The organism is Corallococcus sp. 4LFB (assembly GCF_046520365.1).
In the GTDB taxonomy this organism is placed as follows: Bacteria; Myxococcota; Myxococcia; order Myxococcales; family Myxococcaceae; genus Corallococcus; species Corallococcus caeni.
In genome coordinates this window covers 1-13,488 of record NZ_JBKGHJ010000216.1, presented here as the reverse complement: position 1 = coordinate 13,488, position 13,488 = coordinate 1, and the positions used below count along the sequence as shown (strand labels likewise).

Genomic DNA, 13,488 nt, shown 5'->3' with positions numbered 1-13,488 from the left:
GCCGTCCGCGCCGGGCCCAGGTGCGTCAATCGTAGCCCGCCGCAGAAGTGCCCGCCCTGGCCGCGCACCAGCAGCGCGCGCACGTGGCCGGCGGGCTCCAGCGCCGCGTCCAGCCGGGCCAGCAACCCGTCATTCAGCGCGTTGCGCCGCGACGGGTTGCGGACGGTGAGCACCCGGACACCGCCCTCGCGATCCTCCACCTCCAGCGTGGGCTCCATCCCTGGCGTCGCTCCCCGTCTTCCTTCGTGAAGCCCGTGACTACCCGAGCACCACGAGGACGTCGCCCTCGTTGACCGCCTGCGCTTCCTTGCAGCGGATCTCCTTCACCGTGCCGCCCTCCTCGGCCTCCACGGGCATCTCCATCTTCATGGACTCGAGGATGACCAGCGTGGTGCCGGACTCCACCGTGTCGCCCACCTTCACTTCAATCTTCCACACCGTGCCCGTGATGTGCGCCGCAACGTCCGCCATGAACCGTCCCTCCTCGGGTGGGATACTTAAGGCTTCGCGTGAGAATCCAGGAAGTGCGTGTCCAGCTCACCGGCGCTGAAGGCAGGGTCCTTCAGGATGCGCAGGTGGAGCGGGATGTTCGTCTTGATGCCTTCGATGCGGAAGGACTCCAGCGCCTTCACCGCGCGGGCAATGGCCTCGTCGCGCGTGGCGCCGCTGATGATGAGCTTGGCGATCATTGGGTCGTAGTTCGGCGTCACCACGTCCCCTTCCGCGTAGCCGGAGTCCAGGCGCACGCCCTCGCCCGTGGGCGGCTGGAACACCTTCAGCGGGCCGGGGGACGGGAAGTACTTCACCGGGTCCTCCGCGTAGATGCGGAACTCCAGCGCCGCGCCCTTCCGCGTCACGTCCTCCTGCTTCACCGTCAGCCGCTCGCCGGAGGCGATTCTCAGCTGCCAGCCGATGAGGTCCAGCCCCGTGGTCAGCTCCGTCACCGGGTGCTCCACCTGGAGCCGGGCGTTCATCTCGATGAAGTACACCTGCCCGTCCGAGTACAGGAACTCGACCGTGCCCGCGTTCGCGTAGCCGAACGTCTTCGCCGCCGTGACGGCCGCCGTGAAGAGCGTGTCCGCCAGCGCCGCGTTGCGTCCATTGGCGAACAGCACCGACGGGGCCTCCTCCACCACCTTCTGGTGCCGGCGCTGGATGGAGCACTCGCGCTCCAGGCCGTGGATGAGGTGGCCGTGGGTGTCGCCCAGGATTTGCACTTCGATGTGGCGGGGCGCCGGGAAGTAGCGCTCCAGGTACACGCCCTCGCGGCCGAAGGCGGCCTTCGCCCGGTCCGTGCACTGGCGGTACACCTTCTCCAGCTCCGCCGGGTCCTTCGCCGCCGCCATGCCGATGCCGCCACCGCCGCTGGCGGCCTTGCACAGCACCGGGTAGCCGATGCGCTCCGCGGCCTCCAGGGCGCTCTGCACGTCCGGCAGGACGCCGTCGCTGCCCGGCACCACCGGCACGCCCGCGGCGGACACCAGCTTGCGCGCCTGGCTCTTGTCCTTCATCCGGGCCATGGCCTCCGGCGGCGGGCCCACGAAGACCAGGCCCGCGTCCGCGCACGCCTGCGCGAACTCGCCGTTCTCCGACAGGAAGCCGTACCCGGGGTGCACCGCCTGCGCGCCCGTCTTCTTCGCCGCCTCCAGGATGGCGGGGATGCTCAGGTAGCTGTCCTTCGCGGGCGCGGGGCCGATGCGCACGGCCTCGTCCGCCTCCTTCACGAAGGGCAGGTTCACGTCCGCATCCGAGTACACCGCCACCGTCTTCACGCCCATGCCCCGGGCCACGGCCCCGATGCGACGCGCGATTTCACCCCGGTTGGCGATGAGCAGCTTCTGGAACATGGCAGGCACCCTGGCGGAACGAGGGGCGGCCAAACTAACCCCCACCCTCTTGACTGACAAGCGTCCGGGCAGGTGCGCAACAGGTCCGTACAGTCCCGTAAATTTGCGGACTTGCGAACCCCTGGCGTACCTTGCCCGACGTGAAGCCTCCCTCGACAGGAACGCACAGCGTCGTGGACCTGCATGGTGCCCGCCGCGCCCGCCGTCTGGACTTGTACCGGAACCGGCTCAACCAGCGGCAGCAGGACACCCGCGCCAATCTGGTGACGCTCTACGAGGGCGGCACCCTCTTCACGCCCGACGGCACGAAGCAGGGTCGCTCGCTGCTCAAGGCCCTGCAGCTGCTGCAGCGGGCCGGCACCCGCCTGGAGGAGCTGTCCGGTGAGGGGCTGCTGCCCGCCCCCAGCGTGTCGGAGCGCATCGACGCGCTCTACGACGAGGTGGACGGGCTGTTCACCAGATGCGACCGCCTCACCGGCAGGGGCACGGCGAGCGTGGCCCGCCTCCCCCGCGGCTAGCGTCCCCGCTGCCTGACTACGGCAGCTCCGTCTGGCCCTGGCGGCGCAGGAACGTGGGGATGTCGAACTGATCCTCGTCCAGGGGCAGCGCCGCGTCCTTCACCACGGCCGTGCGCGCGCTCTGCATGGAGGCCTTGGGGTTCTCCACGGTGGACATGGTCGGACGCGGCGTGCTCTTCGCGGGCACCAGGCTGGCCACCTCCTCGCGCGGCGAGGACAGGGCCAGGGGCGGCGTGGAGGGACGGCCCACCAGCGGCACCTGGACCACCTGCGCCATGGGGCGCGCCTTGGGGGCGTCCCGGTGCACGAAGCCCGTGGCGATGATGGTGATCTTCACCTCGTCCTGGATCTGCTCGTCGATGAGCGACCCGAAGATGATCTCCGCCTCGCCGTCCGCCGCGTCGTGCACCAGCGTCAGGGCCTCGTTGACCTCCTGCAGGGTCATGTCGCGGCCGCCGGTGATGTTGATGAGCAGGCCCGTGGCGCCGTCGATGGAGACGTCCTCCAGCAGCGGGCTGGAGATGGCCTGCTGCATGGCGGTGATGGCGCGGCGGTCGCCGCAGGCGTGGCCCGTGCCCATGAGCGCCAGGCCCTTGTCGCTCATGATGGTCTTCACGTCCGCGAAGTCCACGTTGATGTAGCCGTGGTACTGGATGAGGTCGCTGATGCCCTGCACGGCGTTGAGCAGGACCTCATCCGCGCGCTTGAAGGTCTCCAAGAGCGGCATGGGCTCGTTGGAGAGCGACAGCAGACGCTGGTTGGGGATGGTGATGAGCGTGTCCACCGCGGCCTTGAGCTCCACGATGCCCTGCTCGGCCTGCTTGCGGCGCTTGTTGCCTTCGAAGAGGAACGGCTTGGTGACGACGCCCACCGTGAGGCAGCCCAGGCTCTTGGCGATGTCCGCGATGATGGGCGCGGCGCCCGTGCCGGTGCCACCGCCCATGCCCGCGGTGACGAAGACCATGTCGGCGCCTTCCAGCACCGCGGCGATCTGATCGCGCGACTCCAGGGCGGCCTCGCGGCCCATCTCCGGGTTGGCGCCCGCGCCCAGGCCCTTGGTGAGCGCCTGGCCCAGCTGCAGCCGGGTGGGCGCCTTGCTCGCGGCGAGCGCCTGGACATCGGTGTTGGCGGCGATGAAGTCGACGCGGTCGAGCTTCGACAGAATCATCGTGTTGACCGCGTTGCAGCCCGCCCCGCCCGCGCCCACGACACGAATCTTCGCGGCCTGCTTGTTCTGCTCGAACTGGTCCATGTCGTCCTCGTGGCGGAAGCACCGCGGCGCCGTCCGCGGAAACACCCACCGTCGACAATCATCAGGAAGTCGGGCGCTTTGGCAAGTATTCCGCTACCTGCCTGTAGCGCCCTGCTGCGCGCCCGAGTCCTGTCGCCCACTTACGCGTGTGGCATCACCGGGCATGCGGACATCGCGCGCGTGCAAACACCCTCTTGACTCGCGCGAGGTGACTCGCCGTGGCCAGTCGTCCACGCCGTTCGCGCACGCAGGACGTGACAGGACGGGGCGCGGATGACGAAAAGGCCCGGCTCCCTCGGGGGAACCGGGCCTTGCGTGTTTCATTCCTGCGAGCGTGAGCTACGGGGCGGGCTTCTCCACTTCCACCTTGCCCATCCGCGTGATGTTGAACTCCACGCGGCGGTTGTTCTCGCGGCCCGCGGCCGTCTTGTTGGTGTCCACGGGCTTCGACTCACCGTAGCCCTCGGACTCCAGGCGCTCCGCGGCGATGCCCTCGTTGACGAGGAACGTCTTCACGCTGGCGGCGCGGCGCTTGGACAGGTCCAGGTTGGCGACGTCGCTGCCCTGGCTGTCCGTGTGGCCCTCGACGCGCAGCAACTCCACCTGCGGGTTGGCGCGCAGCACGGCCGCCACCTGCTTCAGGATGGGGAACGAGCGCGGCAGGATGACGTCCTTGTTCGTGGCGAAGTAGACCTTCTCCAGGATGAGGATGCGCTCGCCCTCGACGAGCACCTTGACCTTGCCCTTGTCCGGGCAGCCGTCCTCGTCCGTCACGCCGTTGATGGTCTCCGGCTCCAGCGGGCACTTGTCCGCCGTGTCCACGATGCCGTCCTTGTCGTTGTCCGGGTCGGGGCAGCCGTCCTCGTCCTGGAAGCCGTCCTTGTCCTCGGGCGCGTTGGGGCACTTGTCGTCCGGGTCCATCAGGCCGTCGCCGTCCGTGTCCACCGGCGCGGGCGGAGGCGGCGCGGGCTTCGTGTCCGGGCAGCCGTCGGCGTCCTCGAAGTCGTTCACCGTCTCCGGCGCGTTGGGGCACTTGTCCGCCGTGTCCACGATGCCGTCGCCGTCGTTGTCCGGGTCCGCGCAGCCGTCCTGGTCCTGGAAGCCGTCGAAGTCTTCCGGGCCCTCCGGGCACACCGGCCGGGGCTGCGCCGGGGCGCGCTCCGGGGTGCTGTAGCCCACGGACGCGAGCACGCGGAAGGTGGGCGTGCCGTAGCCGTGCGTGAGGCCCGGACCCGCGCCCACCTGCGCGGACAGGCCGGTGAGGCCGCGGTACTTCAGGGCCGCGAGCAGCTCCAGCGGACGCTCCTCCTCGTTCTGCTGCTTGAAGCCCACCGCGCCCACCAGCGAGGCCTGGACGGCCAGCGGCAGGTCACCGAGCGGAGCCTCCGCGCCCACCCCGTACGCCAGCGCGCTGCCGACGTTCAGGTTGCGCAGCTGCTCCGCCTTGCGGATGTCCACGCCCACGTTGGCGAGCACGCGGAAGCGCCGGCCGTACTCCGCCACCACGCGCGGGTTGACGGACACGCCCGACCCGCCGAGGAAGTCCGAGGCGCCGCCGGTGGGCAGCGACACGGGCACCACCACGGACAGGCCGTAGTTGTCACCGTCCAAGAGCCGCGCCTTCGGGATGAGGCGCAGGTCGCCGATGCCGCCCCCGCTCACCCCGTTGGCGAAGGAGGAGTCCACGCCCGGCGAGTTCTCCGAGCTCTGGACGGTGATGGGCAGCACGACGCCGATTTCGAACCGGTCGAAGAGGCCGACGGCGCCCATCAGGTCGAAGCCCACCTGACTCTTCACCACGGAGGTGATGTACGTGTCCGAGCGGGGGTCGAAGAAGTTGAGCGGCTTGTCGGCGTAGTTGACCGACAGCCCCACGTTCCACCCCAGGTGCCGCTGCACCTTCGCGCCGTGCACCGCGAGCACGTCCGCGACGCCCGGGCCCGGCTTGTACTGCTGCACGTCGATGGCCTGCGACACGGCCGTGGCCTGCGCGTGGGCGGAGGTGCCCGCGAACAGGGCCGTGACGAACACGGCCAGCGCCCCACCCGCGCGCGCCAGGAAGTTCCCAGCGCGGCGGAAGCGGCGGCCCACCAGGGGCAGCGCCAGCAGCATCAGCGCGAAGGGCGCCAGCGAACCGGAGCCGCCCGTGCTGCAGCCATGGCCCACCACCAGGTAGTCATCGTTGGCGTCGAGCGGGTTGGAGCCGCCGTTCACCTCCGTGCCGTCGTCGATGCCGCCCTGGTCGGTGTCCTTCATCGTCGGGTCCGTCTCCGTGGCGTCACGGCGGCCGTCGTGGTTGGCGTCTTCCTCGCCGTCCTTCAGGCCGTCGCCGTCCGTGTCCGGCTTCTTCGGATCCGTCTTCGTCGTGGGGTCCGCGTCCGGCTTGAAGTTCGGGGACGACGTGTCGGTGCCCGGCGGAGCGGTCTCCACGGTGACCCCCAGCTCCGTGCCGTCGAGGATGCCGTCGTTGTCGCTGTCGGGGTCGAGCGCGTCGATGGTGCCGTCCCCGTCCGTGTCGGTCAGCCCGTCGATGCCGTCCGGCACGCCGTCGTCGTCGGTGTCGGAGTCGAACGGGTCCGTCCCGTGCTCCAGCTCCGTGGCGTTGTCGATGCCATCGCCGTCCGCGTCCTGGTCGTCCGCCGGGTTGTTCGGGTCGGACTCCTGCACGTCTACGCGGCCGTTGTGGTTCTTGTCCTCGATGCCGTCGAACACGCCGCCGTTGTCGGTGTCGTTGTCGAGCGGGTTCGTCCGGGTGGTGGGGTCCTGATCCGCGACGAACTTCGTCGGGTCGGTGTCGTCGCCCTGGGGCTCGGTGAGGCCCAGCTCCAGGCCGTCCGTCAGGCCGTCGTCGTCCGTGTCGAGGTCGTTCGGATCCGTCTCCGTCGCGTCCTTGAGGCCGTCGTGGTTGGCGTCCTCGTTGCCGTCGAGCAGACCGTCGTCATCGGTGTCGTCGTCCAGCGGGTTCGTCGTCGTCGAGGGGTCCTTGTCCGCCACGAACCTGGACGGGTCGGTGTCGTCGCCCTGGGGCACGGTGAGGCCCGTCTCCACGCCGTCGGTCAGGCCGTCGCCGTCCGTGTCGATGTTCTTCGGGTCCGTCTCGTCGGCATCGACGATGCCGTCATGGTCCTTGTCCTCGTTGCCATCGAGGATGCCGTCGTCATCCGAGTCGCTGTCGAGCGGATCCGTGCCGCCCACCTTGACCTCGATGCCGTCGGGGATGCCGTCGTCGTCGGAGTCCGGGTTGTTCGGATCGGTGCCCTGGGCGACTTCCTCCTCGTCCGTCAGGCCATCGTTGTCCGAGTCCTGCGTCCCCGCCTGGTCGACGGTGAAGGTGGAGGTCGTGGTCGTGCTGTTGGTGGTGCCGTTCGTGGACACCGCCGTGACGGTGTACGTGCCATCCGCCAGCGGGCCGGGCAGCACCTGGCTCCAGCTGCCATTCGTCACCGGCAGCGGCCCATAGTTCGTCCCGTTGACGGTGATGGTCACGGACGTCGCGTTCGCCGCCGTGCCTCCAATCGTCACGTTGGTGGGAACAGTCACCGTCGAGCCATTGGCCGGCGTCGTGATGGCCACCGTCGGCGTCGGCGGAGGCACCGCCACCGTGAAGGTGGAAGAAGCCTGCGTGCTGTTGGTGGTGCCGTTCGTGGACACCGCCGTGACGGTGTACGTGCCATCCGCCAGCGGGCCGGGCAGATCCACGGTCCAGGTGTTGCCCGTCAGCGTCGCCGGGTAGTCCGTGCCCTGGAACGTGACCGTCACGCTGGTGGCGTTCGTTGCCGAGCCCGTCACCGTCACGTTCGGGTTCGTCACCGTCGAGCCATTGTCCGGCGTCGTGATGCTCACCGTCGGCGTCGTGGCAGCCCCCACCGTGAAGGTGGAAGAAGCCTCCGTGCTCGTGGCCGTCCCGTTCGAGGACACCGCCGTCACCGTGTACGTGCCGTTGGGCAGCGGACCGGGCAGGTCCACGGTCCAGGTGTCGCCCGTCAGCGTGGCCGGGTAGTTCGTATTGTTGAAGCTCACCACGACGCTGGTGGCGTTCGTGGCCGAGCCCGTCACCGTCACGTTCGGGTTCGTCACCGTCGAGCCATTGGCCGGCGCCGTGATGGCCACCGTCGGCGGCAGGTTCTGGGTGATGACACCCGGGTTGCCCGGAGCAGAACCGTAGGTCGGGCCATCCAATGCCGAATCCGTGGGCTGCACACCCGCCGCGCCGCCCGCGACCGACGTGTCGCACGCGAGGCTCGTGCCCTGCAGGAAGATGTTGCCACCACCACCACCACCGCCCGTGCCGTGTGGCGACTCCTCGAAGGTGCTGTCGCCGCCCTTGCCACCATTCGCGGACAGGGTGCCGAGCGCACCGCAGGACAGGGCGCCCGTGAAGTTCAGCGAGATCGTACCGCCCGCGCCACCGCCGCCCGCCGCGTCGTTCTGGGAGTTGCCGCCCGAGAGGCCATCCGCCGTGATGCTGCCCGTTCCCGCAAGCGCCGCGCCGCGCACGAAGACGATGCCGCCCGCGTTGCCGCCGCCGCCGCCCCGGTCGTTGTTCGCCATCGACCGGACGCCGCCACCGCCGCCGAACAGGACACGGGTCGCCGGGGCAAAGAGCATCTGGCCACCAGGAAGACCGCCCACCGCACGTGCCGGAGCGGGCTCCTCAGCCCAAGTCCGACCGCCGATGCCACCCGCGCCGCCATTGCCACCGCCGCCGCCACCGGAGTTGTGGCAGATGCCGCCGCCGCCCGCGTTGAGGATGTTGCCCCGGCCCGAGATCTCCGCAGTCTGCAAGAACACCGTGGGCGGCTTGTAGCGGGCGGGCACTGGCCCTTCGCCCTTCATGGCGCCTTCGGGATTTTCCAGGTCATAGGAGTCGGCGGGGCAGGCGTCGCCGTCGCCGTTGAAGTACTCCGCTCCGCGGAAGCCCGCGCCCGAGGCGGAAATGGTGCCGTTGTTCGTCACCGTCCCCGTGGCGAAGAAGATGACGATGCCGCCCACGTTGTCGTTGATATCAACGCTGGACCACGGCTGGGCGACGATGCTTGCGCCCGCGTTGATGGTCACGTTCGTGTACTCAGGCACCCGGATGGCCTGCGCCGAGGTCCGGATGCCCTCTTCGTCATCATTGCCGCCCGTAAACGCTGTCGTGAGCGGCATGCCCGTGAAGGTCAGCTGCTCATCCGTCACATCCGTGAGCCGAACGAACTGCCAGTTGCCTACCGGGGTCGCCGCGAAGTTGAACGGGCCTGGGGCGCCGGAGCTCACTGCCCCTGTGAAGCCCGTGGACTGGTAGAGCATCACCAGGTCGCCCACGTTGAAGCCCGTGGTGTCCGTGACGGTCACGCTCGTCGCATTCACGCCCGCAGGCTGCGTCAGCCGCGTGTACGTGTTGATGATCGTGCCGGCCGCGTTGACCGTCAGCGCACCGTCGTGGCCATTGCCCAGGCCGAAGGTGTCGGGTTCAGCGAAGGCCGGTGGCGCCGCGAATATGGCGCACAGCAGGGCCAACAGAGCCGCGGCGGAGCCGCGTACTCCCAGTAGGAGCGTCAGCAACCGCGAAGTCTTGTGTGGAGTCATAAGGTCAGGGGCCCACCGGGAACGGCGGGATGTGTTCCGGGGGCCATGGGGCCACCTAGCAAGCCGGAAGCCATCCTCTGTCGAATTCCCGATTCGTCCAAATCCTGGAACTTGCACGACCGGCTGCCCGCACCCAGAGCGGACGTCCGGAAGCCGGATCCGGATTCCGGAATCTGGAAACACTCCGCGTCCTGGAATGACGCGTCAGCTGCCCCCCTGACGCGTCAACGCGCGCCCCAAACTCAGCCCCCCAGAAACGCGAAAGGGCCCCCCGAAGGGAGCCCTGACTCAGCGCAGCACCGGTTCCGGGAACCGGCCTAGAAAATCTCTTCCAGCCACTCGCGCATCCGGCCCTTCACCTTCTTGTAGACGTTGCCGTCCTCCCGGATGCGGAACATGCGGCGGTCCATGTGCTTGGCGCCGTAGACGACCAGGCCCACGCCCGTGGCGTACATGGGGCTCTTCACCACGTCCACCAGACCGCCAATGCCGCGCGGCATGCCCCGGCGCACCGGCAGGCCCAGCACCTCTTCCGCCAGCTCCGGCATGCCCGCGAGCAGCGTGCTGCCGCCCGTGATGACGATGCCGGACGCGAGCAGGTCCTCGTAGCCGCACTTCTGGATCTCCCGGTGCACGAGCTGGAAGATCTCCTCCACGCGCGGCTCCAGAATCTCCGACAAAATCTGCCGGCCCAGGACGCGCGGCTGACGGCCGCCCACGCTGGGCACCTCGATCGTCTCGTCCTTGTTGATCATGGACGCGAGCGCGCAGCCGTACTTCTGCTTGATGCGCTCGGCCTCGTGCGCGGGGGTGCGCAGGCCGATGGCGATGTCGCTCGTCAGGTTGTTGCCGCCCAGGGCGATGACGGCCGTGTGGACGATGGAGCCGCCGGAGAAGATGGCGATGTCCGTGGTGCCGCCGCCGATGTCGACGAGGCACACGCCCAGCTCCTTCTCGTCCTCGCTCAGCACCGCTTCGGCGGACGCGAGCGGCTGGAGCACGATGTCGGAGACGTTCAGGCCCGTGCGGTTGGCGCACTTGACGATGTTCTGCGCGCTGGAGACGGCGCCCGTGACGATGTGCACCTTGGCCTCCAGGCGCACGCCGGCCATGCCCAGGGGCTCCTTGATGCCGCCCTGGTCGTCGATGATGAACTCCTGCGGCAGGACGTGGATGACCTCCCGGTCCAGCGGGATGGCCACCGCCTTCGCCGCGTCGATGACGCGCGCGATGTCCGCGTCGCGGACCTCCTTGTCCTTCACCGCGACGATGCCCTGGGAGTTGAAGCCCTTGATGTGGCCACCGGCGATCCCCGTGTAGACGTGGGAGATCTCCGCCCCGGCCATCAGCTCGGCTTCCTCCACGGCGCGCCGGATGGACGACACCGTGGCCTCGATGTTGACCACGACGCCCTTGCGCAATCCCTTCGACGGATGCGTGCCGATACCGATGATGTCGATACCGCTATCGGTCAGCTCGCCGACGATGGCGCAGATCTTCGTCGTGCCGATGTCGAGGCCGACGATGATCTCCCCCGACTTCTGCTTCGCCATGACTCCTCCCAGGCTCCCTCACTTTCGTGAAGGAAGCATCCTCACTGCGTCGAGTCCCCGCTCCGCACGGAGTCGGACCCACTCGAAAGCCTCACCGCCACCCAACCCGGTCGGGCACGGTTATCCAGGCGAATGATCGCGGCTGCAAGCCCCCTTGTGCTGAGCTCGCGTCGAACGCGCGCCAGCCGCTGGAGCTTGACTTCCGTTTCGCCCGCGCCGAGGCGCACCTCCTGCCCCGTCGCCGTCACCAGCGCAAGCCCGGTGTTCTCCAGGCGCACTTCAGAAAGCCGCTCGGATCGTCCCGGCAACAGCCGCGCATAAGCACGGGTTACATCCAGCGCCTCGCGGAACTTCGCGCGCACCGCGTCCGGGTCCGCCACGTACGCGTCGCGCTCCACGCCGGTGACGAGCGGCAAATCCAGCCCGTCCCCCGGGGTGACGCGCTTGAAGGGCTCGCCCTCCTCGTCCAGCACGTACAGGTCGCCCAGCACCGCCAGCGCCGCGGGGGCGTGCTCCGTCACCTCCACGGACACGCCGTGCGGAAACCGCCGCGTCACCTCCACCGTGTGCACCCAGGGGTGCTGGCCCATCGCCTTCGCCAGCGCGGCCGGGTCCAGCGTCCACAGGTTCTGCCCCGCCGTCAGCCCGGACAGCTTCAAGAGCTCCGGACGCGACGCCCGCTCCAGCCCGGAGAAGTTCACCGACTCCAGCGCGAAGCGCGGCGTCACCACCGCCCAGGCACGCAGCTCGACGCTGCCCCAGATGAGCCCCGCCGTCGCGACGGCCAGCCCCAGCGCCTTCGCCACCGACGGCCCGTGCGAACGGACCGCGCCCTTCACCGCGTCATTGCGCGGTGCGGCGTCCAGGCGGCGGCGGTTCTTGGATTTTCCGAAGGCCATGACTAGGGAGGCGCATGCTGCGTGCGGACGTCGAACCACGCCAGTTTTTGGCTACAGGCACGTCGCTGTAGCGGCACGAAGGGACACCCCTCCTGTGCAAGGGTCTGGAACTCCAGGAAAGAACGCGGAGCGGCTCAGGCCTTGAGCGAAGCGCCCTGGAGCAGCCGCTCACAGAGGGCCGGGAAGTCGATGCCCCGCCCCGCCGCGATTTTGGGCAGGAGGCTGGAGGCCGTCATTCCGGGCAGCGTGTTGATTTCCAGCAGGAACACGTCGCCAGCCTCGGTGACGATGACGTCCGAGCGCGAGCCGCCCGAACACCCCAGCGCCTTGTGGGCGCCCAGGGAGACTTCGTTGACGCGCGCGTACAGGTCCGGGGGCAGCGGCGCGGGGAAGAGATACTGGGTACCGCTGCCGGCCTTGTACTTGGCTTCGTAGTCGTAGAACTCGCGCGCGGCCTTCACTTCGATGACGCCCAGCGCCTCGTTGTCCAGCACGCCGCCCTGCACCTCCCGGCCCTTGATGAACTGCTCCACCAGGAGCGTGCCGGCGTGCTTCGCGGCGTCCTGCACGGCGGCGGTGTAGTCCTCGCGCGTCTTGCAGATGTGCACGCCCACGCTGCTGCCCTCGCGGCTGGGCTTCACCACCACCGGGAAGGGGAACGGCAGCCGGTCCGCTTCCGCGAGCGCCGCCTCCGCCGAGTCGAACGCCCGGTAGGGCGGCGTGGGGATGCCGCGCGCGAGGAAGATCTCCTTCGCGTACACCTTGTCCATGCCCACCGCGGACGCCATCACGCCGCTGCCGGTGTAGGGGATGAACATGGCCTCCAGGAGGCCCTGGATGCAGCCGTCCTCGCCGAAGCGGCCGTGCAGCGCGAGCCACGCCACGTCCACCTTCTCCGCGATGAGGCGCGCGGGCAGGTCCTTGCCCACGTCGATTTCGACGACGTCGTAGCCCAGCCCCTTGAGGGCCCCCGCCACCGCGGCGCCCGTGCGCAGGGAGACCTCGCGCTCGCTGCTGAGGCCGCCGTACAGCACGCCGACGCGCTTGGCCTTCAACTCAGCCGGGGTGAAGCCTCGGGGACCGATGGTCATGGCAGGAAGACTCCGACGAATTTGACTTCGGGGTGCAGGACGATGCCGGTGGCCTCTTGTACCCGGTCTTGCATCAGGGTGATGAGGCCCCGCACGTCGCGAGCGGCCGCGCCGCCCAGGTTGACGATCCAGTTCGCGTGCAGCGTGGACACCTGCGCGCGCCCCAGGGTGTGCCCCTTCAAGCCGACAAGTTCAATCAGCCGCCCGGCGTGGTCGCCCGGCGGGTTGGTGAACACGCTGCCGAAGTTGGGCTGACTCAAGGGCTGCGTGCGCTTGCGGTAGCCCAGGTCCGCGTCCATGGCCGCCTTGCTGGCCACGACATCGCCCTTGGGAAGATGGAAGCGCACGCGGGTGACGATACCTCCGGCGGGCAGCGTGGCGTGACGGTAGGTGTGCGGCACCTGCGCCTTCGTCAGCCACCCCACCCCGTCCGCAGTGGCCACCTCAATGGCCTCCACCACGCGGAAGCACTCGCCGTTCTTGGTGCCCGCGTTCATGGTGACCGCGCCGCCCAGGGTGCCGGGGATGCCCGCGAGGAACTCCGCGCCCACCAGGCCCTGCCCGCGCATGACGTTGACCAGCCGGGCGATGGCCGCGCCCGTGCCCAGCGTCACCCGCCCGTCGTCCGGGCCCACGTCCAGCGCCTCCGGGAACAAATCCGGGGGCAGCTTCACGGTGAGCCCCGGCACGCCGCCGTCGCCCACCAGCGTGTTGGCCCCGCCGCCCAGCACCGTCACGGGGAGGCCCTCGTCGCGGG

The 13,488-nt window shown here is 69.3% G+C and carries 9 protein-coding genes and 1 pseudogene; 1 reads left to right on the top strand and 9 read right to left on the bottom strand.

The window, feature by feature from the left end; all coding sequences use genetic code 11:
- The 3 genes and pseudogenes from ACLEQD_RS22495 to ACLEQD_RS22485 all read right to left on the bottom strand — a co-directional run.
- A pseudogene (locus ACLEQD_RS22495) lies at positions 1 to 218 on the bottom strand (enoyl-CoA hydratase/isomerase family protein); the annotation flags it as partial.
- Between the two features lie 40 nt (positions 219 to 258).
- Entirely contained in the window at positions 259 to 471 is a 213-nt protein-coding gene (locus tag ACLEQD_RS22490; protein ID WP_338261931.1) for an acetyl-CoA carboxylase biotin carboxyl carrier protein subunit, read from the bottom strand.
- 26 nt (positions 472 to 497) lie between these two features.
- Positions 498 to 1,847 carry an acetyl/propionyl/methylcrotonyl-CoA carboxylase subunit alpha gene (locus ACLEQD_RS22485; RefSeq protein ID WP_410386605.1) on the bottom strand — a complete coding sequence of 450 codons (1,350 nt, stop codon included), beginning with the start codon at positions 1,845 to 1,847 and terminating at the stop codon, positions 498 to 500.
- Positions 1,848 to 2,020: 173 nt separating this feature from the next.
- Here ACLEQD_RS22485 and ACLEQD_RS22480 point away from each other — a divergent pair, with 173 nt between their 5' ends.
- Positions 2,021 to 2,365, top strand: a complete 345-nt coding sequence (locus tag ACLEQD_RS22480; RefSeq protein ID WP_338280960.1) for a hypothetical protein — start codon at positions 2,021 to 2,023, stop codon at positions 2,363 to 2,365.
- 16 nt (positions 2,366 to 2,381) lie between these two features.
- Here the strand turns inward: ACLEQD_RS22480 and ftsZ are convergent, their stop codons facing one another.
- The 6 genes from ftsZ to murB form a co-directional block, all read right to left on the bottom strand.
- On the bottom strand, positions 2,382 to 3,617 hold the full coding sequence (gene ftsZ, locus ACLEQD_RS22475) for a cell division protein FtsZ (protein ID WP_410386603.1): 1,236 nt from the start codon (positions 3,615 to 3,617) through the stop codon (positions 2,382 to 2,384).
- A gap of 339 nt (positions 3,618 to 3,956) precedes the next feature.
- Positions 3,957 to 9,119, bottom strand: coding sequence for an adventurous gliding motility protein AgmC (agmC, locus tag ACLEQD_RS22470; protein WP_410386601.1), 5,163 nt, complete (start codon positions 9,117 to 9,119; stop codon positions 3,957 to 3,959).
- A 386-nt stretch (positions 9,120 to 9,505) separates the two neighbouring features.
- Complete coding sequence (gene ftsA, locus ACLEQD_RS22465; RefSeq protein ID WP_014398878.1) at positions 9,506 to 10,741, bottom strand: cell division protein FtsA; 1,236 nt, start codon at positions 10,739 to 10,741, stop codon at positions 9,506 to 9,508.
- A gap of 41 nt (positions 10,742 to 10,782) precedes the next feature.
- The gene (locus tag ACLEQD_RS22460; RefSeq protein ID WP_410386599.1) at positions 10,783 to 11,640 is read right to left on the bottom strand and encodes a cell division protein FtsQ/DivIB; all 858 of its coding nucleotides are present in this window, start codon (positions 11,638 to 11,640) and stop codon (positions 10,783 to 10,785) included.
- Between the two features lie 134 nt (positions 11,641 to 11,774).
- A complete protein-coding gene (locus ACLEQD_RS22455; protein WP_410386597.1) occupies positions 11,775 to 12,731 on the bottom strand; it encodes a D-alanine--D-alanine ligase in 957 nt (318 codons plus the stop codon).
- The coding region (murB, locus tag ACLEQD_RS22450; RefSeq protein WP_410386595.1) for a UDP-N-acetylmuramate dehydrogenase at positions 12,728 to 13,488 on the bottom strand (761 nt) is incomplete at its 5' end. The genes ACLEQD_RS22455 and murB, both read right to left, overlap by 4 nt.